At 68.7% G+C, this 25,335-nt stretch carries 29 protein-coding genes and 1 pseudogene; 15 read left to right on the forward strand and 15 right to left on the reverse strand.

Annotated elements, in window-relative coordinates:
* Positions 1–31 precede the first annotated feature (31 nt).
* Positions 32–757 carry an MIP/aquaporin family protein gene (locus ACIPV1_RS02850; protein WP_111084024.1) on the reverse strand — a complete coding sequence of 242 codons (726 nt, stop codon included), beginning with the start codon at positions 755–757 and terminating at the stop codon, positions 32–34.
* A 318-nt stretch (positions 758–1,075) separates the two neighbouring features.
* Here ACIPV1_RS02850 and dhaK point away from each other — a divergent pair, with 318 nt between their 5' ends.
* The 3 genes from dhaK (at position 1,076) to dhaM (ending at position 3,512) form a co-directional block, all read left to right on the forward strand.
* The gene (dhaK, locus tag ACIPV1_RS02855; protein ID WP_123938018.1) at positions 1,076–2,077 is read left to right on the forward strand and encodes a dihydroxyacetone kinase subunit DhaK; all 1,002 of its coding nucleotides are present in this window, start codon (positions 1,076–1,078) and stop codon (positions 2,075–2,077) included.
* Positions 2,078–2,151: 74 nt separating this feature from the next.
* Complete coding sequence (gene dhaL / locus ACIPV1_RS02860) at positions 2,152–2,793, forward strand: dihydroxyacetone kinase subunit DhaL (RefSeq protein WP_123938017.1); 642 nt, start codon at positions 2,152–2,154, stop codon at positions 2,791–2,793.
* A complete protein-coding gene (gene dhaM, locus ACIPV1_RS02865; RefSeq protein WP_123938016.1) occupies positions 2,790–3,512 on the forward strand; it encodes a dihydroxyacetone kinase phosphoryl donor subunit DhaM in 723 nt (240 codons plus the stop codon). Before dhaL ends, dhaM begins: the two co-directional genes overlap by 4 nt.
* 24 nt (positions 3,513–3,536) lie before the next feature.
* Here the strand turns inward: dhaM and ACIPV1_RS02870 are convergent, their stop codons facing one another.
* Positions 3,537–4,145, reverse strand: coding sequence for a TetR/AcrR family transcriptional regulator C-terminal domain-containing protein (locus tag ACIPV1_RS02870; RefSeq protein WP_123938015.1), 609 nt, complete (start codon positions 4,143–4,145; stop codon positions 3,537–3,539).
* A gap of 55 nt (positions 4,146–4,200) precedes the next feature.
* Here ACIPV1_RS02870 and ACIPV1_RS02875 point away from each other — a divergent pair, with 55 nt between their 5' ends.
* Both ACIPV1_RS02875 and ACIPV1_RS02880 read left to right on the forward strand, forming a co-directional pair.
* Positions 4,201–5,421 carry a beta-ketoacyl synthase gene (locus tag ACIPV1_RS02875; RefSeq protein WP_123938014.1) on the forward strand — a complete coding sequence of 407 codons (1,221 nt, stop codon included), beginning with the start codon at positions 4,201–4,203 and terminating at the stop codon, positions 5,419–5,421.
* Positions 5,422–5,452: 31 nt separating this feature from the next.
* A complete protein-coding gene (locus tag ACIPV1_RS02880; protein ID WP_123938013.1) occupies positions 5,453–7,354 on the forward strand; it encodes an ABC transporter ATP-binding protein in 1,902 nt (633 codons plus the stop codon).
* On the opposite strand, the gene ACIPV1_RS02885 is transcribed toward ACIPV1_RS02880, so the two are convergent.
* Complete coding sequence (locus tag ACIPV1_RS02885; protein WP_166673173.1) at positions 7,351–7,809, reverse strand: MerR family transcriptional regulator; 459 nt, start codon at positions 7,807–7,809, stop codon at positions 7,351–7,353. The two genes, ACIPV1_RS02880 and ACIPV1_RS02885, sit on opposite strands and share 4 nt — an antisense overlap.
* Before the next feature lie 89 nt (positions 7,810–7,898).
* On the opposite strand from ACIPV1_RS02885, the gene ACIPV1_RS02890 reads away from it, so the two are divergent.
* A complete protein-coding gene (locus ACIPV1_RS02890) occupies positions 7,899–8,882 on the forward strand; it encodes an aldo/keto reductase (protein WP_123938011.1) in 984 nt (327 codons plus the stop codon).
* Positions 8,883–8,947: 65 nt separating this feature from the next.
* Here ACIPV1_RS02890 and ACIPV1_RS02895 read toward each other — a convergent pair whose 3' ends face one another.
* The 3 genes from ACIPV1_RS02895 to ACIPV1_RS02905 all read right to left on the reverse strand — a co-directional run bounded on the left by ACIPV1_RS02895 (position 8,948) and on the right by ACIPV1_RS02905 (position 11,243).
* Entirely contained in the window at positions 8,948–9,991 is a 1,044-nt protein-coding gene (locus tag ACIPV1_RS02895) for a DMT family transporter (RefSeq protein ID WP_123938010.1), read from the reverse strand.
* Positions 9,972–10,343 carry a metalloregulator ArsR/SmtB family transcription factor gene (locus ACIPV1_RS02900; RefSeq protein ID WP_123938009.1) on the reverse strand — a complete coding sequence of 124 codons (372 nt, stop codon included), beginning with the start codon at positions 10,341–10,343 and terminating at the stop codon, positions 9,972–9,974. Before ACIPV1_RS02900 ends, ACIPV1_RS02895 begins: the two co-directional genes overlap by 20 nt.
* 63 nt (positions 10,344–10,406) lie before the next feature.
* A complete protein-coding gene (locus tag ACIPV1_RS02905; protein WP_123938008.1) occupies positions 10,407–11,243 on the reverse strand; it encodes a helix-turn-helix domain-containing protein in 837 nt (278 codons plus the stop codon).
* Positions 11,244–11,345: 102 nt separating this feature from the next.
* Here ACIPV1_RS02905 and ACIPV1_RS02910 point away from each other — a divergent pair, with 102 nt between their 5' ends.
* Positions 11,346–12,026 (forward strand): SDR family NAD(P)-dependent oxidoreductase, encoded by a 681-nt coding sequence (locus ACIPV1_RS02910; protein WP_123938007.1) that lies wholly within the window; start codon positions 11,346–11,348, stop codon positions 12,024–12,026.
* Between the two features lie 16 nt (positions 12,027–12,042).
* On the opposite strand, the gene ACIPV1_RS02915 is transcribed toward ACIPV1_RS02910, so the two are convergent.
* Positions 12,043–12,492 carry a GNAT family N-acetyltransferase gene (locus ACIPV1_RS02915; RefSeq protein ID WP_123938006.1) on the reverse strand — a complete coding sequence of 150 codons (450 nt, stop codon included), beginning with the start codon at positions 12,490–12,492 and terminating at the stop codon, positions 12,043–12,045.
* A gap of 91 nt (positions 12,493–12,583) precedes the next feature.
* On the opposite strand from ACIPV1_RS02915, the gene ACIPV1_RS02920 reads away from it, so the two are divergent.
* Complete coding sequence (locus ACIPV1_RS02920; RefSeq protein ID WP_123938005.1) at positions 12,584–13,615, forward strand: alcohol dehydrogenase catalytic domain-containing protein; 1,032 nt, start codon at positions 12,584–12,586, stop codon at positions 13,613–13,615.
* A gap of 49 nt (positions 13,616–13,664) precedes the next feature.
* On the opposite strand, the gene ACIPV1_RS02925 is transcribed toward ACIPV1_RS02920, so the two are convergent.
* A complete protein-coding gene (locus ACIPV1_RS02925) occupies positions 13,665–14,258 on the reverse strand; it encodes a dihydrofolate reductase family protein (RefSeq protein WP_123938004.1) in 594 nt (197 codons plus the stop codon).
* 238 nt (positions 14,259–14,496) lie between these two features.
* Positions 14,497–14,886, reverse strand: a pseudogene (locus tag ACIPV1_RS02930) (DUF1016 N-terminal domain-containing protein); the annotation flags it as partial.
* Positions 14,887–14,993: 107 nt separating this feature from the next.
* Between ACIPV1_RS02930 and ACIPV1_RS02935 the strand changes: the two are divergent.
* The gene (locus tag ACIPV1_RS02935; RefSeq protein ID WP_123938003.1) at positions 14,994–15,338 is read left to right on the forward strand and encodes an Lsr2 family protein; all 345 of its coding nucleotides are present in this window, start codon (positions 14,994–14,996) and stop codon (positions 15,336–15,338) included.
* A gap of 192 nt (positions 15,339–15,530) precedes the next feature.
* Here the strand turns inward: ACIPV1_RS02935 and ACIPV1_RS02940 are convergent, their stop codons facing one another.
* The 6 genes from ACIPV1_RS02940 to ACIPV1_RS02965 form a co-directional block, all read right to left on the reverse strand.
* Entirely contained in the window at positions 15,531–16,448 is a 918-nt protein-coding gene (locus ACIPV1_RS02940) for an S-4TM family putative pore-forming effector (RefSeq protein WP_228508134.1), read from the reverse strand.
* Complete coding sequence (locus ACIPV1_RS02945; RefSeq protein ID WP_123937999.1) at positions 16,441–17,265, reverse strand: SMODS domain-containing nucleotidyltransferase; 825 nt, start codon at positions 17,263–17,265, stop codon at positions 16,441–16,443. Before ACIPV1_RS02945 ends, ACIPV1_RS02940 begins: the two co-directional genes overlap by 8 nt.
* A 291-nt stretch (positions 17,266–17,556) precedes the next feature.
* The gene (locus ACIPV1_RS02950; protein ID WP_123937997.1) at positions 17,557–18,153 is read right to left on the reverse strand and encodes a recombinase family protein; all 597 of its coding nucleotides are present in this window, start codon (positions 18,151–18,153) and stop codon (positions 17,557–17,559) included.
* Between the two features lie 179 nt (positions 18,154–18,332).
* Positions 18,333–19,529: a permease gene (locus ACIPV1_RS02955; RefSeq protein ID WP_200849224.1), complete on the reverse strand. Its 1,197-nt coding sequence runs from the start codon at positions 19,527–19,529 to the stop codon at positions 18,333–18,335.
* A 52-nt stretch (positions 19,530–19,581) separates the two neighbouring features.
* Entirely contained in the window at positions 19,582–20,181 is a 600-nt protein-coding gene (locus ACIPV1_RS02960) for a DUF305 domain-containing protein (RefSeq protein WP_123293723.1), read from the reverse strand.
* 108 nt (positions 20,182–20,289) lie between these two features.
* Positions 20,290–20,733, reverse strand: a complete 444-nt coding sequence (locus tag ACIPV1_RS02965; protein WP_123340876.1) for a hypothetical protein — start codon at positions 20,731–20,733, stop codon at positions 20,290–20,292.
* Between the two features lie 351 nt (positions 20,734–21,084).
* Here ACIPV1_RS02965 and ACIPV1_RS02970 point away from each other — a divergent pair, with 351 nt between their 5' ends.
* From ACIPV1_RS02970 to eno, 6 genes are all read left to right on the forward strand, one after another.
* Entirely contained in the window at positions 21,085–21,591 is a 507-nt protein-coding gene (locus tag ACIPV1_RS02970; RefSeq protein WP_123293725.1) for a universal stress protein, read from the forward strand.
* Positions 21,588–22,334, forward strand: a complete 747-nt coding sequence (locus ACIPV1_RS02975) for a 2,3-diphosphoglycerate-dependent phosphoglycerate mutase (protein WP_123293726.1) — start codon at positions 21,588–21,590, stop codon at positions 22,332–22,334. Before ACIPV1_RS02970 ends, ACIPV1_RS02975 begins: the two co-directional genes overlap by 4 nt.
* Positions 22,331–22,834 carry a CrcB family protein gene (locus tag ACIPV1_RS02980; protein ID WP_235035968.1) on the forward strand — a complete coding sequence of 168 codons (504 nt, stop codon included), beginning with the start codon at positions 22,331–22,333 and terminating at the stop codon, positions 22,832–22,834. The genes ACIPV1_RS02975 and ACIPV1_RS02980 overlap by 4 nt, the downstream gene beginning before the upstream one ends.
* Positions 22,831–23,208 (forward strand): CrcB family protein, encoded by a 378-nt coding sequence (locus ACIPV1_RS02985; RefSeq protein ID WP_123937995.1) that lies wholly within the window; start codon positions 22,831–22,833, stop codon positions 23,206–23,208. The genes ACIPV1_RS02980 and ACIPV1_RS02985 overlap by 4 nt, the downstream gene beginning before the upstream one ends.
* 32 nt (positions 23,209–23,240) lie before the next feature.
* Entirely contained in the window at positions 23,241–23,852 is a 612-nt protein-coding gene (locus ACIPV1_RS02990; protein WP_402725756.1) for an inorganic diphosphatase, read from the forward strand.
* A gap of 136 nt (positions 23,853–23,988) precedes the next feature.
* Positions 23,989–25,332: a phosphopyruvate hydratase gene (eno, locus tag ACIPV1_RS02995; RefSeq protein WP_123340877.1), complete on the forward strand. Its 1,344-nt coding sequence runs from the start codon at positions 23,989–23,991 to the stop codon at positions 25,330–25,332.
* Positions 25,333–25,335: the final 3 nt, after the last annotated feature.

Here is a 25,335-nt window from a genome sequence, read left to right on the forward strand (position 1 = left end):
CGCGTGCCGCTCACCCCGGGGTTGGGTTGGTTCAGCTGACGACGGGCAGCAGGGCGTAGGACAGCCCGGCGGCGATGGCGCCACCGATCAGCGGTCCGACGACGGGCACCCAGGCGTACGACCAGTCGCTCGAGCCCTTGCCCTTGATGGGCAGGAAGGCGTGCGCGAGGCGCGGGCCGAGGTCACGGGCCGGGTTGATGGCGTAGCCGGTCGGGCCACCGAGGCTGACACCGATCGCGATCACGAGGAAGGCGACGGGGATCGCGCCGAGCTGCGCCGGGGTCTGGCCGTTGGTGAAGGCGATGACGACGAACACCAGCACGAAGGTGCCGATGATCTCGGTCACGAGGTTCCAGCCGTACGACCGGATCGCCGGGCCGGTGGAGAAGACGCCGAGCTTGGCGGCGGGGTCGGGCTCCTCGTCGAAGTGCTGCTTGTAGGCGAGCCAGACGATGACGGCCCCGATGACCGCACCGATAAGCTGCGCGAGCCAGAACAGGAGCATCGCGCCGACGGTGATGTTGCCGAGGATGGCCTGGGCGAGGCTGACGGCCGGGTTGAGCTGGCCACCCGACTTGTACGACACGGTGACACCGGCGAAGACCGCGAAGCCCCAACCGATCGTGACCATGAGGAAGCCGGCCCCGAAGCCCTTCGACTTCGAGAGGGAGACGGCGGCGACGACACCGCCACCCAGGATGATGAGCATCGCTGTACCGACGAGCTCGGACAGGAACTTGACGCCGATGTCGTCCATCGGTGACCTCCAGTGCGTGAGGTGGGGGTCCGGTGGTGCTGCGCCGCACTCCCCGTTGAGTGATTGAGGCCGAGCATAGTGACGCGGAGAACGACGGGGCGACGAATTCCTGAGGGAAGTCCGGGATCGTGCACGAACGTGCAAGCGGCGTGCGCTGCAAGGGATCGCGAGCCGGTGACGCGTCCCCGTCGCACTGCACGAACGTGCAGACCGGACGAACGAGCGCCCGGTCGTCGGATGTAGATTGGGCGTACTCCGGTCGACGACGGCGGTGTGCAGTTCGCCTCGGCTCGGCCCCGTACCCGTGGAGGCACGCGCATGAAAAAGCTCATCAACGACCCGCAGGCCGTGGTCGACGAGACCGTCCGGGGATTCGCCCGGGCACACGCCGGACACGTCGTCCTGGTCGAGGACCCGATCCACCTGCACCGCGCCGACGCCCCCGTCGCCGGCAAGGTCGGCATCGTCAGCGGAGGCGGCAGCGGACACGAGCCGCTGCACGCGGGCTTCGTCGGGTACGGCATGCTCGACGCCGCCGTTCCCGGCCCGGTGTTCACGAGCCCGACGCCCGACCCGATCGTCGCGGCCACCAAGGCCGTCGACGGCGGCGCGGGTGTCCTGCACATCGTGAAGAACTACACCGGCGACGTCCTGAACTTCGAGACCGCCGCCGAGCTCGCCGAGATGGACGACATCCGCGTCGAGTCCGTCGTCGTCAATGACGACGTCGCGGTGCAGGACTCGCTCTACACCGCCGGTCGCCGCGGCGTGGCCGGCACCGTCGTCGTGGAGAAGTGCGCCGGCGCCGCGGCCGAGCGCGGTGACGACCTGGACGCCGTCGCCGCGGTCGCCCGCCACGTCAACGACGTCACGCGGTCGATGGGCCTGGCCCTGGCGTCCGGCACCGTGCCGCACGCGGGAGAGCCGTCCTTCACGCTCGCCGACGACGAGGTCGAACTCGGCATCGGCATCCACGGCGAGCCCGGGCGCGAGCGCATCCCGATGGCACCGGCCGACCAGCTCGTCGACCGTGTGCTCGAACCGATCCTCACCGACCTCGACGCTCCGGCCGGCTCGAAGCTGCTCCTGCTCGTCAACGGCATGGGCGGCACCCCGCTGTCCGAGCTGTACATCGCCTACCGCCGCGCCACCGAGGTGCTGACGGATCGCGGGTACGACGTCACGCGTAGTTTGGTGGGCGACTACGTCACGTCCCTCGAGATGCAGGGGTTCTCGCTCACCGTCACGGTGCTCGACGAGGAACTCACGGCACTCTGGGACGCACCGGTGGAGACCCCGGCACTGCGCTGGGGCCGCTGAGCGGCCGAGTACGGCCGCTCGACCACCGACCACGACACCGAGCCCACCGGGCCGGACACACGAAGGGAACCGCATTGGCGCTCGACACCGCATGGGCCATCGACTGGGTCCGTCGCACCGCTGCGACGATCGACGAACACCGGGCCGAGCTCGTCACGCTCGACCGCGAGATCGGTGACGGGGACCACGGCGAGAACCTCGATCGCGGCTTCCGCGCCGTTCTCGAGGCCGTCGATGGCGGGTCGTTCGACACGCCCGGTGCCGTGCTCAAGACGGTCGCGACGAAGCTCATCTCGACCGTCGGCGGCGCCGCCGGCCCGCTGTTCGGCACCGCGTACCTGAAGGCAGCCCAGGCTGGTGGCGACGCGACCGAGTTCGACGCCGACACGCTCGTCGCCGTGCTCGCCGCAGCCCGCGACGGCGTGGTCTCGCGCGGCAAGGCCGCCGTCGGCGACAAGACGATGGTGGACGCCTGGACCCCCGCGGTCGACGCCGCCACCGCTGCCGCCGCAGCCGGTGACGACCCGGCAGCGGTGCTCGCCGCCGCGGCCGACGCCGCCGCCTCGGGCGCCGAGGCCACCGAACCGCTCGTCGCCCACAAGGGGCGTGCGAGCTACCTCGGCGAACGCGCCGTCGGGCACCGCGATCCGGGTGCACAGTCGACGGCGTACATCCTGCGCGCCGCGGTGGACGCGACGACGGGCTCCGCCGCGTGACCGTCGGCATCCTGATCGTCTCGCACAGCGCCGCGATCGCCTCCGGCACCGTCGAACTCGCCCGACAGATGGCGGCCGACGTACCGCTCGTCGCGGCCGGCGGGACCGACGACGGCGGCATCGGCACGTCGTTCGAGGCGATCACCGCCGGCATCGAGGAGCTCGCCGACGCCGACGCCGTCGTCGTCCTGTGCGACCTCGGTTCGGCCTACCTGACCACCGACACGGCGCTCGACTTCCTCGACGACGACGTCCGCGCACGCGTGCACGTCTCGCCGGCGCCCCTGGTCGAGGGCGCGGTCGCCGCGGCCGTCGCGGCCCAGACGGGTGGTGACGCCGAGGCAGTGCTCGCTGCCGCGGCGTCCGCCGCAGGGTCCGCGGACGACGCGAGCAGCGCCTCCCGTCCGTCCGGTGACCAGCCGGGAGGCACGGGGCCGGGTGACGGGGCCGCCAGCGTCGACGACGTGGCCGTGTCCGAGAGCGTCGAACTGGTGAACGAGACCGGCCTGCACGCCCGCCCCGCGGCGGAGTTCGTGAAGACGGCAGCCAAGTACGACGCAGCGGTGCGCGTGAACGGCGTGGACGCGAAGAGCCTGCTGGCGATCATGGCGTTGGCACTGCCGAAGGGCGCCACCGTGTCGATCGAGGCGAGCGGCGCCGATGCGCAGGTCGCGGTCGACGCGCTGGTGGAGCTGGTGCGGAGCGGCTTCGGCGAGTAGCCCTCGCCGGTCGTCGTCCCGCGCTCAGCGGATGGACACCGTGCCGGCCAGTTCGAGGTCCGACGGCCCGCCGGTGACACCCGCGTCGGCCAGGAGCGTCGCGCCGAACACCGCGCTCCAGAACGTCCGGGCATCACGGCCGACACCACTCGGACTCGTCCAGCCGTGCTCGGCGACGACGCGCTCGAGGTAGCGCTCCGACTGCCGGAACAGGACCGCGAGCAGGAGTCGCACGCGCTCCCGCTGTGCGTCGTCGTCACCGGCGGCGGCCAGCGCGCGCACGACGAGCAGTGTCGACGGCATGGCGAGCGCGGTGCGTGCGAGCACCTGACGGAACGCGTCGGCGGACCCGGCTCGCCGGCCGGCGGCCTGCAGGCGCGTGGTGTCGCGGAGGAAGAGCGCGAAGGCGGCGTCGAGGACGAGGCGGTCCTTCGAGCCGTAATGGTGTGTGATCTGGTTCGGGTAGACCCCGGCCGCACGGGCGATCTCGCTGACGGTGACGGCGTGGCGTGCGGTGCTCGCTCCGCCCGCGTCGCCGGCTGCCCCTGCGCTGAGGAGTCCGGCGGTCGCGGCGAGGATCCTCGCCCGGGTCGCTGCGCCGCGGGTCGTCCCGGTGCCGTCGGTGGTTGCCATCTCTGAATTGTACGTGGTACAACTCCACTTGTTCAACGTACAAGAAGGAGCACTCGTGGACATCTCCATCACCGGCTACGGCGCGGTCTCCCCGTTCGGCCACGGCGTCGCGCCGCTGTGGGACGCCCTGGTCGCCGGACGCTCCGGCGTGCACGAGCTGCACCGCGACGGGCAGCTCTGGGAACGGGTGCCGATCATGGTCGGCGCCGACGCAGCACTCGACGCCGAGTCCGCACTCGGTCGCGTCCGTGCGAACCGACTCGACCGCAGCCAGCAGCTCGCGCTCGTCGCCGCCGGCGAGGCCTGGGCCGACGCCGGCGCGCCCGCGGTGGACGGCGACCGCCTGGCCGTCGTCGTCGGGACCGGCATCGGGGGAGTGGAGACGTTGCTCGACGCGCACGACGTGCTCGGGACCTCGGGCGCGCGTCGGGTGTCGCCCCGGACCGTCCCGATGCTCATGGCCAACGGGGCCGCGGCGCAGATCAGCATCGAGTACGGCGCCCGCGCCGGTGCGTACACGACCGTCTCGGCGTGCGCGTCCGGTGCCGAGGCGATCGCGACGGCCGCGCGGCTCATCGTCACCGGGGAGGCCGACGTCGTCATCGCGGGCGGCACCGAAGCGGCGGTCACCCCGGTCACCATGGCCTCGTTCGCGCAGTCCCAGGCCCTCGCGAAGCCCGACGGTGACGACCCCACCACGTTGTCGCGACCGTTCGACGCCGACCGCCGCGGGTTCGTGCTCGGCGAGGGTGCCGGGTTCGTCGTCCTGGAACGGGCCTCGCACGCCGCCGCCCGCGCACAGCGGTCGCACGGGACGCTTGCCGGGTGGGGGATCACGTCGGACGCGTTCCACATCACCGCCCCGCTCGGGGACGGCAGCGAGCAGGAGCGCGCGATGACGGCGGCGATCCGGATGGCCGGGCTCACCGGTGCGGACATCGACCACGTCAACGCGCACGCGACCGGGACCCCGGTCGGGGACGTCGGTGAGGCAGCGGCGATCGGTCGTGCTGTCGGGACCGGTGCGCTCGTCACCGCGCCGAAGAGCGCCATCGGGCACATGTTCGGTGCGGCGGGAGCAGTCGAGGCGATCCTGACGGTCCGGGCACTCGAGACCGGGGTCGTGCCGCCGACGCTGAACCTGCAGCACCAGGACCCGGCGATCGACCTGGACGTGGTGGCGGGGACGGCTCGGACTGCGACCATGCGTGCGGCGCTGAACAACTCGTTCGGGTTCGGTGGGCAGAACGCCTCGTTGGTGTTCACCGCGGTCTGAGGGACACGGGGACCGACGTATCCTGACTGCCATGAGCATGGAAGGCGTGGCCTGGAGCTCGCTGTACAAGATCTCGACCGCCAAGGACGGCAAGCACGGCATCTCGCGCGAGTCGGTGCGGCGGATCATGACGTTCGCAGTGCCCTACCGGGCCAAGCTGGTGGTCTTCATCGTCCTCTCCGTCGTGGGCGCGGTCCTCGCGGTCGCGACACCGGTGCTCGCCGGCCGGGTGGTCGACGTCATCGTCGCCCGGGGCGCGCTCAGCACGATCACCTGGCTCGCGGTCGTCATCGCCCTGGTCGCCGTGGGCGACGCAGGCGTGTCGCTCGCCACGCGCTGGTTCTCCGCACGCATCGGCGAAGGCGTGATCCTGGACCTCCGGACCGCCGTCTTCAACCACGTGCAGAAGATGCCGATCGCCTTCTTCACCCGCACACGCACGGGTGCCCTCGTCAGCCGCCTCAACAACGACGTGATCGGCGCGCAGCAGGCCTTCAGCGGCACGCTGTCCGGCGTGGTCACGAACCTCGTGGCGCTGATCCTCACCCTGACCGTCATGCTCAGCACGTCCTGGCTCGTGACGGTCCTGGCGATCGTCATGCTCCCGATCTTCCTCGTGCCTGCGCGGCGCATGGGCAGCCGCCTCGCCGCGCTGCGTCGCGAGGCCGCCGACCACAACGCCGCCATGAGCACGCAGATGACCGAGCGCTTCTCCGCGCCCGGTGCCACCCTCGTGAAGCTGTTCGGCCGGCCCGACGAGGAAGCGGAGGAGTTCCGGGTGCGCGCCGCCCGGGTCCGCGACATCGGGGTGCGGAGTGCCCTGCTGCAGTTCGTCTTCGTGACCGCCCTCACCCTGGTCTCCGCGCTCGCCCTCGCGCTCGTCTACGGGGTCGGCGGCGCCCTCGCACTCGGTGGCCAGCTGAACACGGGCGACGTGGTGACGCTGGCCCTCCTGCTCACCCGCCTGTACGCGCCGCTGACCAGCCTCGCGAACGCCCGGGTGGAGATCATGAGCGCGGTGGTCAGCTTCGAGCGCGTCTTCGAGGTCCTCGACCTCGAACCGCTCATCCAGGAGAAGCCCGACGCCGGCACCGTCCCCGACGGCCCGGTGGCGGTCGAGTTCGACGACGTCCGCTTCGCGTACCCCTCGGCGGACAAGGTGTCCCTCGCCTCGCTCGAGGAGGTCTCCACGCTGGACACCCGCGGCGGTGACGAGGTGTTGCACGGTGTCTCGTTCCGGATCGAGCCGGGGCAGACCGTCGCCCTCGTCGGCACCTCCGGGGCCGGCAAGTCCACGATCGCGCAGCTGCTCTCCCGCCTGTACGACGTCGACAGCGGCGCCGTACGACTCGCCGGGTCGGACGTCCGCGACGTCACGTTCGCCTCCATGCGACACACCATGGGGATGGTGACGCAGGACGGCCACCTGTTCCACGAGACCATCCGCTCCAACCTGCGCCTCGCACGGCCCGAGGCGACCGAGGACGAAGTGTGGGACGCCGTCCGGCGCGCGCGGCTCGAACCGCTCATCCGCTCCCTACCGGACCAGCTGGACACGATGGTCGGCGAGCGCGGCTACCGGCTGTCCGGCGGCGAGCGCCAGCGGATGACCATCGCCAGGCTCCTGCTCGCCCAGCCGCGCGTCGTCATCCTCGACGAGGCCACCGCCGCGCTGGACTCGACGTCCGAGGCGGCCGTGCAGGCTGCCCTCAGCGAGGCACTCGAAGGGCGGACGGCGATGGTGATCGCCCACCGGTTGTCGACCATCCGCAGCGCGGACCTGATCCTCGTGGTCGAGGACGGTTCGATCGTCGAGCGTGGGACCCACGAGGAACTGCTGGCCGTGGGCGGACGGTACGAGGAGTTGCACCGGACCCAGTTCGCCGTGCAGAAGGACGTCGCGGCGGACGAGGAAGCGCTGCGGGGGAGCTAGCCTTCCGCCTGTGCCGGATGGCTCCGACCGCTCATCGAAGGACCCGTCGATTCCGCGGTCTCGGGCCGCCTTGCAGCGATGGTCCGGCGGTACGCGTCGATCTTCCGTTCCAGCGCGGCCAGGTGCCGCTGGACTTCGGCCTGCCGGGCGAGGACGGTCGCATGGTGTCGTTCGAGGAGCGCAAGACGCTCGGCATCGTCGGCGCCGGCCCGGTACGCGGCCGCGTACTCGCGCATCTCCTGCACGCTCATCCCCGTACCGCGGAGCATCACCGTCCCGGCGAGCCAGCTCAGCGCAGCCGTGTCGTAGCGGCGCCACCCGTCCTGCCCACGATCAGGAGCCGGCGCGATGCCTTCCTTCTCGTAGTAGCGGACGGTGTCGACGGTGATGCCGAGCAGGCCTGCGGCGGCGCTGATCGTGACGGGCTCGTCGACGCGGACTTCGGGAAGGAGCACGGGATCGAGTATCGCGCTTGACATGGTGTGCGCACCAGGGTGGAAGGTCAGGTTGTCCGGAACGATCCGGCGGCGAACGGAGCACACGCATGCAGCAGATTCCTCTCGGCTCTCAGGGCCTCGTCACGTCCGCGATGGGGCTCGGGTGCATGGGGATGAGCGCGTTCTACGGCGGCGCGACGGAGTCCGGCTCGGTCGAGACCATCCGCCGGGCGCTCGACCTCGGGATCACGCTGTTCGACACGGCTGAGGCGTACGGGCCGTTCGAGAACGAGCGGCTGGTCGGACGGGCCCTCGGCGCTGACCGTGACCGGGTGGTCGTCGCGTCGAAGTTCGCGACGGACTTCACGGACGACGGCACACCGATCGGCCTCGACGGCTCCCCGGAGCATGCCCGTCGCGCGATCGACCGCTCCCTCAGGCACCTCGGCACCGACCACGTCGACCTCTGGTACCTGCACCGTGCCGACCCGAACGTCCCGATCGAGGACATCATCGGGGCGATGAGCGACGCGGTCACCGCCGGGAAGGCCCGGTACATCGGCGTCTCGGAGACCTCCGCCGCAACACTGCGCCGAGCGCACGCGACCTTCCCGATCACCGCGATCCAATCCGAGTACAGCCTGTTCGAGCGCGACGCCGCGCACAACGGCGTCCTCGACACCGCCTCAGGACTCGGGATCGGCTTCGTGCCGTTCTCTCCGCTCGGCCGCGGATTCCTCTCCGGTGCCGTCACCCGCAAGGACGACCTCCCCGAGGGCGATGCCCGCCGGAGCCTCCCACGGTTCTCCGACGAAGCCATCGATGCGAACCTCCGCGTCGTCGACGCACTCAAGGTCATCGCCGACGAGAAGGGCGTCACCACCGCCCAGCTCGCTCTCGCATGGCTGATCCAGGCAGGAACCGTCCCGATCCCGGGCACCACGAAGGCATCTCGGGTCGAGGAGAACGTCGCCGCCGCCGACGTCGTCCTCTCCACGAGTGAGCTCGGACGGATCGAAGCGGCCGCACCGCACGGCGTTGCCGTCGGTACCCGGAACACCGAGGTGGGGATGGCGCGAGATCGCGGCTGACTGACGCCCTCGGCGCCGGCCGGGGGCGTCGTGGTGCCTGACGGCCGGTCGTCGACCGAGACACCTCAGTGGGAGTGGCGGTGGTGGCTGTCGGGGTAGTGCTCGTGGGTGTGGGTGATCGGTTCGTGAGTGTGCGTGTGTCGGTGCCACGTGCCGACCGCGACGGGTTCGGCGTGCTCGTGCTGGTGGTGCTCGTCGTGGTGGTGCCAGTGGTCGTGGCTCACGGCTTCGTGGGTGTGCTCGTGCTCGTGTCGCTCGGTGAGGTGGAGCCAGATCCCGACGGCCATGAGGACGCCGGCGATGACCAAGGGCACGGTCACGGGTTCGCCGAGCACGATCGCGAGGACGGCGCCGAAGAAGGGGGCCACCGAGTAGTACGCGCCGGCGCGGGCGGTGCCGACGTGGCGGAGTGCGACGATGAACAGCACCAGGCTCACGCCGTACGCGAAGAAGCCGACCACCATCGCGGCGACGACGTTCCCGATGGCCGGCAGCTGCGCGCCGAGCAGGGAGGCCAGGAGCAGGTTCACGGGCCCGGCGACACCGCCCTTGGCGGCGGCGAGCCAGGACGCGTCGTGGATGGCGACCTTCCTCGTGAGGTTGTTGTCGATGCCCCATGACAAGCATGCGCCGAGGATCGCCAACGACGGCCAGGCGCTGCCGAACTCGATCCCGGCCGGGACGGTCAACACGACGGCGCCGGCCACGATGGCGAGCATGCCGAGGGCGATGCGGCGGTCGAAGTTCTCGCGGAACACGAACCAGGCCAGCAGTGCCGTCGCGACGCCTTCGGCGTTCAGCAGCAGCGATGCCCCTGAGGCGGGCATGTTCACGAGGCCGATCAGCAGGAGGACCGGTCCGAGGACGCCGCCGAAGAGGATCGCTCCGGCGAGGGGCAGTCGCTCGCCTCGAGCGAGGTGCACGCGCGGGGAACGTCGAACGAGTCGGATGAGGCCGAGCCCGAGACCCGACCCGGTGTAAAGGAGCCCGGCGAGCATGAACGGGCTGACCGTGTCGAGGAGCAGCTTCGCCGCGGGTGTCCCTGCACCGAAGAGCACCGCGGAGAGCAGCGCCGCCTGGACGCCGCGGCTACGCAGGGCGGTCGGCACGAGAGGCTCCGTCGTGGTGGTGGGCGGGGGTCCCCTCGAGCTGGTGCTCGGCCTGGAAGATCGCGTCCGACACGAGCTGGCGAGCGTGCTCGTTCGTGAGGCGGTAGAAGACCCGAGTGCCCTCGTGCCGGGTCGCGACCACGCGGGCGAGGCGCAGCTTGGCGAGGTGCTGCGAGACCGCTGCCGGCGACTTGCCGACCTGCGCGGCGAGGTCGTTCACGGGCAGCTCGCCGTCGGAGAGCGCCAGGACGATCCGCACCCGCGTGGCGTCGGCGAGCATGCTGAAGACCTCGACCGCCAGCTCGACGTACTCACTGTCGACGTGCCGGCCACACCTAGTATCTGCATCCATGCGCAGATTCTTGCACGCGCACCCGGCCGACGCTCCACCGGCAGGGTGCTGGTGCTGGATGCTTTACTGCGCCGTCGTGAACTGCTGGAGGCCGGTGACGCGCAGCAGGTCGAGCTTCGCGGCGTCCTCGGTGCCGGGAACCGCGGTGTAGACGACGATCCGCAGGTCGCCGCCCGGGACCGTCAGCACGTCGCAGTCGATCTCGATCGGGCCGACGGGCGTGTGCACCTGCTTGCGGCTCGCCCGGTGCTCGGCGATGCGACCGGTGTCCCAGCGGCGTTCGAACTCGGGTGACTCCCGGCGCAGCCGCGCGACGAGTTCGGCCAGGTCGCGGTCGGCGGGGTAGCGGCCGGATGCCTGCCGGAGGTCCGCTGCGAGGTCGCTCGAGAACTCCTCCTGGTGCTCGTCGTCCCACTCGACACCGTCGTGCGCGTGCATGAAGTGCCGCCACACCAGGTTGCGCTCGATGCCGACGGCCCGCGAGGGGTCACCGTTCAGCGCAGCCCACAGGTCGTTCCACAGCACGATGTCGTGCGTCGCCGTGAACACCGCGATCGGGACGTCGCCGAGCCGGTCGACGAGCCGCTGCACCCCGGGGGTGATGTGCCGCGGGACGACCTGGAGCGACGGGGGAGCGACGCCCGCGACCCGGCACAGGTGGTCGCGCTCGGCCGCGGTGAGCCGGAGCGCCGTGGCGAGGGCGCCGAGCAGCTGCGGTGAGGGGTTCAGCGCACGGCCCTGCTCGAGGCGGACGACGTAGTCGACGCTCACCCCGGCGAGCGCTGCGAGCTCCTCGCGTCGGAGACCCGGGGTCCGTCGGCCGGGCCCGGCCGGCAGGCCGACCTCTTCGGGACGGACGCGGTCGCGCCAGGAACGCAACACACTCGCGAACTCGCTCATGTCCACCATCTTCGCCCCGCGCCTCCCGTCCGTCCTGGTACTGGTGGTCCCACCGTCGCACGGTGCCTGGGGGAGTCAGCCGCTCGGGCGGAGAGTGGGGGCATGACAACGACACTCATCACCGGAGCCAACCGCAGCCTGGGGCTCGAGACCGTCCGCCGCCTGGTCGACGCGGGCCACACCGTGTACGCCGGCATGCGCGATCCGTCCACCGGCGACGGAGCACGCGCCCTCGGTGCCCAGGTGGTCCAGCTCGACGTGACCGACCAGGACAGCATCGACGCCGCGATCGCGACAATCCCCGTCCTCGACGTGCTCGTGAACAACGCCGGCATCCTCGGGACGTCGTTCGGCGTCGACGACCTGGACGCCGCGGCCATGTCCGCCGTGCTCGACACCAACGTCACCGGCATCGTCCGGGTCACGCAGGCAGCGCTCCCGCTCCTGCGGGCATCCGACCACCCCGTGATCGTGAACGTCGCCTCGGGCGTCGGGTTCGCGCGGTGGTTGACGACCCCGGGCCACGACGAGTACGCGGTGCCGGCGGTTCCCTACGCCGCGTCGAAGGCCGCGGTGATCGCGTTGACCGTGCAGTACGCGAAGAACCTGCCGGGGTTCCGCGTCAACGTCAGCGACCCCGGGTACACCGCCACCGAGTTCAACGGGTTCGGTGGCCACCAGACGATCACCGAGGGCACGGACGCGACCGTCGCGCTCGCCACCGTCGGGCCGGACGGGCCCACGGGAGAGTTCCACAACCGGGACGGCCGCATCGAGTACTGAGGTCACGGCGTCCGGTTCAGTCGTGCACGTCGGCGCCGAACCCCGGCCCGGGGCGCATCATCCAGCCTTCCGGGTCGGGGAGCGGACGGAACCCGAACCGCTCGTACAGTCCGTGCGCATCCGCGGTGAACAGGGCGAACCGCTTCAATCCGAGTGGCTCGATCGCCTCGGTCACGCCCTGCACGAGGGCGACGCCGACACCACGGCCACGAGCGTCCGGATCGACGAACACGTCGGCCAGCCAGCCGAACGTCACCCCGTCGGTGATCACCCGGGCGTACCCGAGCTGTGCACCCGTCGCCGTGTCGTAGACGCCGAAGTTGCGGGACCCGGCGATGATCGCGTCCTGGGTGGCACGACTGCGACCCCGCGCCCAGTACGACTGCTCGCTGAGCCAGCGGTGCACGCGGTCGACGTCGAGGTCGGCGGGGTCGGCGGAGAAGTGCAGTGCGGTCGGTTCGTCCATGGGACCAGTGAACCGGCGGTCGCCGTCGGCGGGCAACGGCCAATCCGTCGCCTGTGGACAACGCGGCACCACCGTCTGGGACGATGGCGGGATGCGCGCAGTCCAGTACGACCAGTTCGGATCCGCCCCGTCGATCGTCGACCTGCCCGATCCGGTGGCACCGGACCACGGTGTCGTCGTCCGGGTCGCGGCCACCGGGGTGTGCCGCAGTGACTGGCACGCCTGGAAGGGGCACGACGACTCCGTCGCACTGCCGCACGTCCCCGGGCACGAGTTCGCCGGTGTCGTCACGGCCGTCGGGGACGCGGTGACCCGGGTGTCGGTCGGTGACCGGGTGACCGCGCCCTTCGTCTTCGCCTGCGGGACGTGCCCGGAGTGCGTCGACGGCGCCACCCAGGTGTGCACGCGCCAGCAGCAACCCGGGTTCACGCTGCCCGGTTCCCACGCCGAGTCGGTCGTCATCCCGCACGCCGACGTCAACGTGGTCGCGCTCCCGGACGCCGTGGGCTTCGCCGAGGCCGCAGCACTCGGGTGCCGGTTCGGGACGGCGTACCACGCCCTGCACGCCCGAGGTCGGGTCGCAGCAGGGGAGTGGGTGGTCGTGTTCGGCTGCGGCGGCGTCGGCCTGTCGACGATCATCGTCGCGGTCGCGGCGGGCGCACAGGTCGTCGCGGTGGACGTCTCGTCGGCGGCGCTCGAACGTGCGGCGGCACTCGGTGCCGTCACCGTGCCGATGGACGACGGAGCCGTCGCCGCAGTCCGCGCTCGCACCGACGGCGGCGCGCACGTCTCGATCGACGCGTTCGGCAGCCGAGCGACCTCCGTCGCAGCGGTCGCCTCCCTGCGCCCTCGGGGACGTCACGTGCAGGTCGGCCTGCTGCTCGACGACGAGGCCGACCCGGTGATCCCGATGGGCCGCGTCATCGCTGATGAGCTCGAACTGCTCGGCAGCCACGGGATCTCCGTGGGGGAGTACGCGGCGATGCTCGCCGACGTCGTCACCGGGCGACTGCGTCCGGACGACTCGATCGGTCGGACGATCGGTTTCGACGATCTGCCCGGGGCGATCGTCGCCATGGACCGTCCCGCCACGTCGACCGGGATGACCGTCGCCGTCTTCTGAACTGCTCGGCGCCGTCTCCTGAACTGCTCGGCGCCGTCTCGGGAACTGCTCAGCGCTTCGGTCGGTAGACCAGTCCGAGCGCGCCGCCGGCGAAGGCCTGAGAACTGATCAGTTCGAGATCAAGCTCGTCCGTCAGGTCGGCGAACACGCCATCGCCTGACCCGAGCGCGACGGGCAGGACCGCCAGCCGGTACTCGTCGACCAGACCAGCCCGGACCAGGCTGCGACCGAACTCCGTCCCGCCCTGAGCGAGGACGTACCCGCCCGACTCCTGCTTCAGCGCTGTCACCTCGGCTTCGAGCGGTCCGGGTGCGACTCGTGCACCCGTCCAGGTCGCCGCCGCGGGGGAGTCGGGGTCGGGGACCGGCACCGAGCGTGGATCGAAGTCGCGCTGTGTGGTGAAGACGACCTTGGGGATCCGGTTCATCGGTTCGGCGATCGGCCCGGGCGCCGTCGGCCAGAAACCTGAGATGATCTCGAAGGTCTTGCGGCCGAAGGCGTGCACGCCCGCACCAGCGACGACGTCGAGCACCCAAGCCATCGAGTCCGGACTCCCGCCGCGGAACATCCAGTCCGACTCAGCTTGGGGAGCGGCCACGAAGCCGTCCAACGACATCGACATCTTCAGGACGAGTTCACGCACGGGGAGCCCCTGTCCGAAACTGAGTTGACATAATATGCATTATCGGCGCATAAACATCGTGAGTTGCATCTAGTGCAACAACTCCGGCACCGCTTGTACCGCAGCGTTTTACCTGATCAGCCAGAGAATCTGTCCGCCAGGAAGAACCTGGAAACCCGCTCGGGGCGACTGGGGCCTGCCCGCAGGCAAGGGCTTCCTGCGTTTAATGCAGGAATCCACGGCAAGACGCTCGAGTGTGGCCTGCGTACCAGTCCCGGAGCGCGTGGCCATCGAGCCGGTCAAGGAGCACGGTGACGTGCCCCCAGGGCAGTTGTGCAACAGCCTGTTGCAGAATCTGCTCATCCGGCCAGGCGGCAGCAAACGCGCGCATGTACGCGAGGTTCCGCGGGGAGAAGCCCTTCATCTCCGGAAACTCAGCACGCAGATCCGCCGCGAGCCGGCCGATGACGTTGCTGCCCCACCCCTCGTCACCCTGGCGCTGCAGGATCGTCGAACCGATCCCCCAGTACAGACGGACGAGTTCCGTGTTCACGCGGCGCTGCGCCGCAAATCGGCCTGCGCGCACTTGCTGCTTCAGCTCGGCAAGAGCAGCGGCATGCCCGGATACAGCTGGCGACGAATCAGACATCACACTCAGTCTGCCCGACCAGCCGATCGGAAGAAGAACGAACGAAGCGTTCTACGGGATCAGCTATGCCAGGGTGGAGATGATCCCCGAGCGAAAGGCGACCTCCCATGGCGCAGAAAGTCACCACGCACCTCGTCGACGACCTCACCGGCGACACCATCGAAGACGGCAAGGGCCGCACCATCACGTTCGGCTTCGACGGCGCCTACTACGAGATCGATCTCACCGACGACAACGCTGACACGCTCCGCGAAGCGTTTTCCGACTACATCGCCGCAGCCCGCAAGGTCACGGGCCGGGCCGGACGACCCAGTGCCGGCAGCGCGCCGAAGCGCGGGAACTCGGAAGAGCTCGCGAAGATCCGCGAATGGGCCAACGCGAACGGCCACGAGGTCTCCTCCCGCGGCCGCATCAGCCAGGCCGTCCGCGACGCCTACGAGGCTGCACACTGACGCCACTCCCCCACGAAAAGAGCCGGGCGCCCTCGAGGGCGGCCGGCTCTTCTCATTGGCACCGATACCGCGGTTTTATGTCAGCGGAGCCATCCGCCTCTCAGTCCCGTCACCAATTGTTTGCGCAGCGCCGCTCCGAGCGCTTTCCGAAGATTCTGCGCGGTCGGCGTCCCTGCGGGTACTCACCCAAAATCAACGATCGGTCCGCAGCTGACGAGCAGCAGCAATCATTGCATGCTCGTTTCGGCGGCGAGTAGCTCTGTACAGCCAGTTTGGCACCTGAGGTGTGGTCCGGCGCAGATCGAACAGTCTCTCCTGCCAGACAAGGAGGTCTTGCCCGTCAATACTCGGAGAAGCAACAGCCAAACGCGACTCGATCGTTGTCGCGAGGTCAGCACGGTCCCGCGCTGCTTTCCACGTGTTCATGACGTACTCAGCTACGTCGAGAAACGCTGGAAGCACGGGAAAAAGAGCACCTAGAAGGAAGTCTGACAGGGCAATTCCTGTCAGCCCTGCCCACAGAATTAGCGAGGCCACCCAAACAACAGTGACTGCCGCCCACACGGCGACGGTAGTCCGGATGAGGCGGTCGGTATAGGAGGCGTTCGCCCGTTGCGCGATCGCAATCGTTACTGCCCCTGGAGACTCCACATCAACCGGGTACCAATTCGTAAGCCTCTCACGGTCAGCAATTCCTCGCACGTCGTCACTACGGATTAACAGATCAATTTCTTCTGGTGTTGGGCGCTCGGCGCGAGTGATGGTCTGAGGCATATCGAAAAGGTAGTGATCGAGCTCCTCTTGCACGCATGCAGCCTTCACCATGCTTCGAGTTTCCAACCAGGTCAGGATGGTGCGCCCGGCGAAGAGCCAGACTCCGGTGACGGCACCCGCAGTGATCGCGAACGTCGGTGCGAGCAGTGACACGAACGGGGCTCCCACTCCCAATACAAGGAGGCCAACCCATCGCACGCCCTGCCACCGCTTCGCTCCCGTGTAAAGCCGGCGTTGAGCAATGAGCAAGCGAAGCGCGTGGAGCCCATTCTGCCGTTGCTGAATTGTAGCGCTGGAGGGTGCGGAGTAGTCAGACGGCCCCGTAAGCTCAGACATTGAACAGCAGCTTTAGCTGTGCAATTGCATTCTCGTCGTCACCGGCCGCGGCGTAGTCCTTCGCCTTCAATGCCCGCGATACGGCGGTGGATAGTTTCGACAGCGCATCTACGCGATTCGATTCCGACGAGGTGGCGGTAAAACGTGAACCAAGTCCGGTGGGGTCGTTCATTGCGGCAAGCTCCGCTGTCTTCATTTTGTTAAGAGACAGGTAAAGGTCCCACAGCGGCAAGTACGTGTCCTCACCATCGATGTGCTTGGCGGCGCGCATCTCGAGGTAGCAGGACGAGACCGGCACGTTCCGCTTATACTTCCAGATTTTTACCTGCCGGGCGAGTTTCTTTGCAGCACCGTCGAACTTCTTGTTGACTTCGTTCACCCAGGTGTTGTGCGCACTTGGGTGGGTGAGCATCCATCCTCCGGTCGGGTCTGGGATTGAGTAGCCCCCGTCTGTATAATACCCAGGGACAACCTCAACATCGCCGTCTGAGAAGCGGCACACGACTGCAGGCTGACGAACCACGACCGTCGTAGACGGGAACCGAGCCTGTAGCGACGACTTCACCTTGTTTAACGTTGTCAAAGGCGAGATCGGTTTCGTTCCCTTCAGCGAGACGAGGTAGTCGGCGTCGCTGTACAGCCAGATGCCAGTTCCGTGCCGAAGAGAGCCGATCTCAAACATGCCGAAGATGCCGAGGTCGGAGTCGAGACGAGTCTGGATCGACTCTCTGTGACTGCGTGCTCCAGCAAACTGTGTTGACGACGGCGTCCAGTAGTTAGTCGTGTTGCGGAGCCAAGTGACGGCGGTCTCGGGCATGGGTTCTCATCTCTGCGGGCACCATCGCCACGCGTATCCTAATTATTCATCACACCTCCGACATCACCGACGGCCGATCATCTGTGCCGCAAGGGCGGCTGCGATCGAGTTGCCGCGTCAGCACGTATCGACGTAGTGCTGAGGTATGCCCCAACGCCACGGCCCCAGTGCGGTTGAGAGCCGCAGTCATGGGGTCGATTCAGGGGGTTCCGCGACAGATGTGGTCTTGGCTCTAGACATGTCGCAACACCCCGTGCTCATCGGTCGCACGGACCGCGCGGTGCCCGACCGTCAGCCGGACGTCTTTCGACGTCGGCCTGCGACTGGCTCGCTCTCGCGCCGGAGTGCCCTGTACACCGTGGTCCTACTGACGCCGAGAACGTCGCCGATCTGGGCGACCGTCATGTCCTGTTGCTCGTACAGGCGCCTGGCAGTTCGTACCTGATCGGCCGACAGTCGAGGCGGCCGACCGCCGTTCCGCCCTCGAGCTCGAGCGGCCGTGAGGCCGGCGTGCGTGCGTTCTCGGATGAGATCCCGTTCGAACTCGGCCAGGGCGGCGAAGACGTGGAACACGAGCCGGCCGCCGGGTGAGGTTGTGTCGATCGTCTCTTGCAAGGATCGGAACCCGACACCTCGCTCCCCCAGTGCCTGCAGCTGGTCGATCAGATGCCGGATGGATCGTCCGAGCCGGTCGAGTCGCCACACGACGAGAGTGTCGCCTGGTCGGAGCTGATCGAGCAGCTTGGTGAGCTCCGGACGGTGCTCGAGCGATCCTGACATTGTGTCGACCCACACCCGGTAGCAGCCGGCAGCGTTCAACGCGTCGAGCTGCAGCGCCGCGTCCTGATCGGTTGTCGACACCCGCGCGTACCCGAGAAGCTCACCCATGACTCAGAACGTAGCGGAACGCGTCGGACGGCAGTGGAAACGGCACGTAGAAACCGGCACTGAGTTCCGCTACGTGTAACGCCGGCGCGGCGCGCTTTGCGTGTGGCTGGGAACGCTTTGTGGCGTGATTCCGACAATGCTGTGTGGCCTAGCTTGCCCTGTCGGCGTGGCCGGTCGGGTCAGGGCTGGCTGTGCTTGGCGTTTGCCTGGTCGTGGGTATCGGGGTGGTCACTCATCATGCGGAGCATGGGCCATGAGCCGCTGCGGGTGAAGACGACGAGCAGGAACGCCGCGACGAGCAGGAACACGATGTTGAGCCAGGTGGTGTAGTTCCAGCTGATCGAGGTCGTCACGATGGTGAGGTGCCGGTTCGTGGGGATAAGGTGCAGCGGGGTGAAGAGCAGTTCGACGGCGTAGCCGGCGAGGACCATGGCGCCGTAGAAGATCCCGGTGATGCGGAGGGCTGCTTTCCAGCCGTAGTACTTCCGGTAGATGATGATGATCGGGATGATGATCAGGTCGGCGAAGATGAAGCTGATCACACCGCCGAAGCTGATCCCACCGTTCCAGAGGACCGCTGCGAGGGGGACGTTGCCGACGGAGCAGACGAAGCTCACCATCGCCAGGATCGGTCCGATGAGCGGGTCGATCAGGAACGCGAGCGTCGGGTGTCCCTCGAGGAACAGCGCTTGCAGCCACGCCTTCGGGACCCAGGCGTCGAAGGCGCCGGCGATGAGTAGGCCGATGACGATGTCGCGGATGACGGATGCCCAGTCCATGACGAAGTACTGCGACACGCTCGTGAGCCCGGGCCTCGAGAACAGTCGCCGCCAGAAGCCCTGGTCGCCCTGCACGGACATGTCCATGGCTGCGTGGCCCTCCATCGCGCCGGCGAGGCCCTTGTCGGCCTGTTCGCGGGCGGCGTCGACGATCTTCCCGCGCATCCAGAGCCGGAACCCGAGGGCGATGAGGATGATCATCAGCGGTCCGCCGACGAACTCCGCTGCGGTGAACTGCCAGCCCATGACGAACGCGAGGATCAGGCCGAGCTCGACGACGAGGTTCGTGGAGGCGACCTCGAACGCCATGGCCGACGACAGGCTCGCGCCCTTGCGGAAGAGCGCCCGTGCGAGGGCGACGGCGGCGTAGGAGCAGGACGAGGACAGTGCGCCCAGGCCGGTTGCGACGCTGATCGCTCGGGGGGAGTCGTCGCGCATGAGCTTGGTGATCTGGTCGGTGCGGACGACGGCTTGGATGATGCCGGAGAGGGTGAAGCCGAGGATGAGGGGCCAGAGGATCTCCCACCCCATCGAGCCGGCTGCTACTAGGGCGTCACCGACTGCGTTGATCACGAACATATACACCTGCTTCTTCACGTCGCGGGCATATTCTGCCGCGACAGGGTGGTCACGAACGGGGAAGAACCGGTCACTTGGACGCGAGCATGTCCTTCATCTGCGTGATCTGCTCGGTCTGGCTCGACACGATTGACTTCGCCATCGCGACCGCGTCGGTGTTCTTGCCCTTGTCGACTTCGCTCCTGGCCATATCGACGGCGCCCTCGTGGTGCTGGACCATCTGCTGCAGGAACAGCTTCCCGGCGTCCTTCGCGGATGCCTGGTCAAGGTCGGTCATGTCGGAATCGGACATCATCCCGGACATGGAGTGCCCCGACCCAGGGTGCTCCGACTCCGTGGGCTCACCCCAGCCCTGCAGCCAGCTGGTGAGCTGAGTGATCTCCGGACCCTGCTCGGCCTTGATCTGCTTCGCCAGGGTGGCGACGTTGGGGTCAACACCGTCGCCCTTGGCGAGGAGCACGTCGCTCATCTCGACGGCCTGCTCGTGGTGCGGCAGCATCATCTGCGCGAACATCACGTCCTGGTCGTTGTGCGCCGACGCGGCCGATCTCGACGAGGCGGACGAGCCCGCGTCGGAGCTGCTGTTGTTGGTGGAGCAGCTCGCGAGGGTCAGGCCGAGGGTGAGCGAGGCGGCGATCGCGAGGATGCGCGTGGTCGTGGTGGTGTGCATGGAAGGTCCGTTCCCGTGTATGCGTCAATTGGTCCGGGCAGGCGGATGCCTCCCGGTTCTGGGCATGCGGGAGCCGCCCTGCGGCGGTGTGGTCCCGCAGGGGGAGGATCAGATGCGGATGATCTGCAGTGCCGTCAGTGACGGTGGTTTCGGTGCTGCGATGTGGCGCGGCAGCCGGTCAGCCAGCGCAAGCAGTCGCGACAGCAGCGCGAGGACGCCGCCGGTCCGTGCGCGCACTAGCGCCCATGCGAACAGGGCGATCGTCAGCGCGCACGCCATCCCCATCAGCGAGCACATCAGCGCGCACAGGCCGCTGTCACAGCCGGCGTCGGTGAGGACCGTCAGCACCGCGGCCGCGGGAGCGGCATGCTCCCCGTGGCGGTTTGCGACGGCATGGACGTGCTCGGTGGTGGCGGCGGGAGCTGCCATCGGGTGCTCGTGGCCGGCCATCGTGTGCATCAGGACCGTGAACCCGACCAGCAGCAGCAGCGCCAACGTCGCTACGGCCTGCAACAGCAGCCGGCGACGCGGGGAGGCGGTGGTGGTGAGCATCAGTCTTTCGATCAGGTCGGTGAGTGTCGGAGTGTCGAGCTGCAGCGTTGAGCACGTCACAGTGCAAGGTAGATTTAATGGCACTGTACCCCCTGGGGGTATGTGCTGTCTGTGGCGGCTGGGTGATTGATCAGCACAGGGGTATGCGTCGCGTGGCCGTACCGTTCAGAGGCCGTACCCCTTCCGCAGAAGCCGGAGGGACTTTCCTGTCGTGGTGCGTGGTGGTGGGTGCATACTGGTGGTGTCTTCGGACCCGGTAGTGGGGCTTGCCGGACCCAACCTCGACACCTGTCGACAACAGTCCCTATCTCAGCACGGCGCGCGTCAGCGTGCCCGAGATAGGGAGAAGACATGGTCGAGGCAGACTCCGCCCGCACGATCGTTGCCGGCGTACAGTCCGGGCAGGTAGAGAGCGTTGTCGGCGTTGCCACGCTGATCGCGAAGCATTTCGGTGCGTCGGTAGTGTGTGTTGCGGTGGATCCGGCGCTGCTGAACGCAGGAACTCGTCGGGACGGTTCGGAGATCATCGAACCGATCGATCCGGACACGGCGGACACCGAACCGCAGCAGCTGCCCGACCGCGACGTCGCCGTCATCCACGATCTCGCTGCAGCACGGTCGGTCCGGGTGGAGATCCTCACTCGGGTTGGAGATCCAAGCCGGGCGTTGGCGGCGGTGGCGGAGCAACGTGACGCGGTAATGATCGTCGTCGGGTCGCAGACGGGCCGACGCCGGGTTGCGGAGTTCTTGAACGGTTCCGTCGCCGCCCGCCTGACGCACCAGCAGCACCGTCCCGTCGTGGTCGTCCCACACGCACCGGTCGGGTTCGAGAGCGCCCTGCCGTGGGATGCGTCGTGACGGGCCGGCTGGTGCTGCTGCGCCACGGGGAAAGCACCGCGAACCGGGCCGGCACCTTCACCGGCCTCCGCGACGAACCGTTGACCGTCGAGGGTGTCCAGCAAGCCGTGACCGCGGGGCGGCTCCTGCAGGCAGCAGGCATCTTGCCGGACCAGGTGCTCACGTCGACGCTGCAACGCACCGTGCACACTGCGGAACTGGTCCTCGACACCCTCGGCATCGCCATCCCGACGGAGAAGGTCTGGCAGCTCAACGAACGCAACTACGGCGCACTCACCGGGATGACCAAGACCGATGCCCGCCGAACGCTCGGCGACGACGAATACACCCGAATCCGCAGGTCCCGGAACGGCGCACCACCGGCGATGTCCCTGCAAGTGTGGACGGCGCTGCGGTCAAGTTCCGCGCTGCGCGACCTGTCAGACGCTGCCCTCCGACGCACCGAGGCCCTCTCCGATGTCATCGATCGGGTCCGACCCGTGCTGCAGGACCGACTTCTACCGATGGTGCGGTCGGGTCGGAGCGTCCTCGTCGTCGCGCACGGCAACTCGCTCCGCGCCATGTGCGCGTGCATCGACGACCTCACGGAGCCGGAACTGCACGCACTGAACCTGCCCACGGGGCAGCCGCTGCAGTATGAGCTTACGCCGACGGGTGCTCTCGTCCCGCGTGGTGGGGCGTTCCTGGATCCGGTAGCAGCGCACCACGCCGCGGCGCTGGTCGCGGCAGAAGGCGGAACATGACCACCCGAACGGACACCCCGATGCCCGATGATCAGCTCCCCTCCGACCCGGATGTGGACGTCTCCGACCCCGCAACGGCCATGCGGCCCGTGCACCTGCGGTGGCGGTACGTCGGCCTCGTCGCGGTCGGTGGCACGGTCGGCACACTCCTGCGCGACGTGATCAGTGCGCTGCTCCCAGCAGACGGCGGGGTGAGCTGGTCGATCTTCTGGATCAACATCAGCGGAGCGCTGCTGCTCGGGGTGCTCCTGGAAGCGTTGGCGCATCGCGGTCCCGACGCGGGCCGCCGCCGTGTCCTGCGTCTGCTGCTCGGCACGGGAGTGCTCGGCGGCTTCACCACCTACAGCACCCTCGCTGAGTCCACCGCCGCACTGTTCCTCACCGGCCACGGTCTCGCCGGCACCGGGTACGCGCTACTGACCGTCATAGCCGGTGCGATCGCGACCGCGGTCGGACTGGTGGTCGCCGGCTGGTTCCGCCCCCGGACGGTGTCCGCATGAACGCCGGCATCCTCCTCGCGGTCGCGGTCGCGGCCGGTGGCGGCGTGGGCGCTGCCGGCCGGTTCCTCCTCGACGGGCTGATCAACACCGGCCGGGAGTTCCGGCTCCCCGTCGGCACGTTGACGATCAACATCACCGGGTCGCTGCTGCTCGGGCTCATCGTCGGCGCCGCCAGTCACCTCGGCGCAGCCCCCGTGGCGGTGCTCGGCACCGGGGTGATGGGCGGCTACACCACGTTCAGTACCGCCAACTTCGAAACGGTCCGCCTCGCCCGCAGCGGCCGGATCACCGCCGCAGCCGTCAACGGTCTCGGGATGCTCGTCCTCTCGGTCGCGGCAGCCATCGCCGGCATCCTCCTTGGCGGTCTGCTGTGACCGCCACCCCACATCCTGGAACGGGCCTTCCCATGCTGTTCGACGTCACGATCGAGGTTCCCCGCGGCAGCGGCAACAAGTACGAAGTCGACCACACCACCGGCCGGATCCGGCTCGACCGGGCCGTGTTCACCAGCATGGTGTTCCCCCAGGACTACGGCTCCATCGATGACACGATCGAGGTTCCCCGCGGCAGCGGCAACAAGTACGAAGTCGACCACACCACCGGCCGGATCCGGCTCGACCGGGCCGTGTTCACCAGCATGGTGTTCCCCCAGGACTACGGCTCCATCGATGACACGCTCGGCGATGACGGCGACCCCCTCGACGCGCTCGTGCTGCTGCCCCGACCGACGTTCCCGGGCGTCGTCATCACGGTCCGGCCGATCGGGATGCTCCGCATGGTCGACGAGAACGGCGGCGACGACAAGATCCTCGCCGTCCCCGCCGGCGACGACCGGTTCGAAGACCTGCAGGACATCAGCGACGTCCCGGAGCACACCCTCATCGAGATCGAGCACTTCTTCTCCCACTACAAGGAGATCGAACACGGCAAGCACGTCACCACCAACGGGTGGGCCAACCGTCCTGCTGCCGAAGCCGTCATCCGCACCGCACAGGAAGCCCACACCCGACACCCGTGATCCACGGGCCCCTTGACCGCCGCGGGGAGGCACTGGCGCTGAGTGATCGCCAGCAGGTCGTCCCCTCCGCCTCCCCGCGGCTTTCCCTTCCATCCGCACGACCACGACGCATGACCCGACCAGAAGGAGCGTCACCATGAACGACTACATCAGCGGCATCCACCACCACGGAGCCCACCAGGGCGAGTACGTCACCCACCGCGACCACCCCGTCACCATCGACGCCGTCCACGGCACCCGCATCCTCGACTCCCGCGGCTACCCGACCGTCCGCGTCCTGCTCGAACTCGACGACGGCCGCACCGTCACCGGCGACGCCCCCGCGGGCGCATCCACCGGCGCCCACGAAGCCGTCGAGCTCCGCGACGGCGGAACAGCGTTCGGTGGCCGCGACATCACCCAGGCGCTCCACCTGATCAACACCGACATCGCGGGCCTGCTCACCGGCCGGTCCTGGTCCGCGATCGGACAGGTCGACGCCGCCCTCGCCGAACTCGACGGCACCACCGGGTACCGCCGGCTCGGCGCGAACAGCGTCGTCGCAACCTCCATCGCCGCCTCCCGGGCCCTCGCACACGCCGCGGACCTCCCACTCTGGCAGTGGATCGCCGAGATCACCGGCTCGACGCCGCGGATGCCGGTCCCGCACTTCAACGTCCTCAACGGCGGCGCGCACGCAGCGAACAAGCTGGACTTCCAGGAGTTCATGATCGCCCCCGTCAACGCCTCAACGATGGCCGACGCTGTCCGCATCGGCGCGGACGTCTACCACGCCCTCGCGGGTCTGGTACGGGACCGGTTCGGTAGCCTCGGCCTCGGCGACGAGGGCGGCTTCGCACCATCGATCGCTGCACCCGAGGAAGCGCTCGACCTGCTGGTCACCGCGATCCGCGCCGCAGGCTACGAGCCGGGCGTCGACCAGGTGGCGATCGCCCTCGATCCGGCCGCGAACGAGTTCTCCCTCGGAGACGGCTCGTACCGGATGCTCGACGACAGCCTCGACCGGGACGGGCTGGTCGACTACTACCGGCAGCTCATCGACACGTACCCGATCCGCAGCATCGAAGACGGGTTCGCTGAGGACGACCATGAGGGGTTCCGCCGCATGCAAGCGGCGCTCGGTGACCGGATCCAGACCGTCGGCGACGACCTCTACGTCACCGACCCCCAGCGCATCCGCGACGGCGGCGAGCAACACCTGACGAACGCGGCACTGATCAAGCCGAACCAGATCGGTACGGTCTCCCAGACCCTCGGTGCGATCGCCACCGCCACCAGCATCGGGATGGCCAGCATGGTCTCCCACCGTTCCGGGGAGACCACGGACACGTTCATCGCCGACCTCGTCGTCGGAACCGGTACTGGGCAGATCAAGTCGGGCGCACCCGCCCGCGGGGAACGGGTCGCAAAGTACAACCGGCTCACCGAAATCGCCGAGCAGCACCCGGGACTGCCCTACGGCTTGATCGGGCAGCGGTGAGCG

Origin of the sequence: Curtobacterium sp. NPDC089991 (assembly GCF_044748425.1) — a bacterium.
Lineage (GTDB): Bacteria > Actinomycetota > Actinomycetes > Actinomycetales > Microbacteriaceae > Curtobacterium.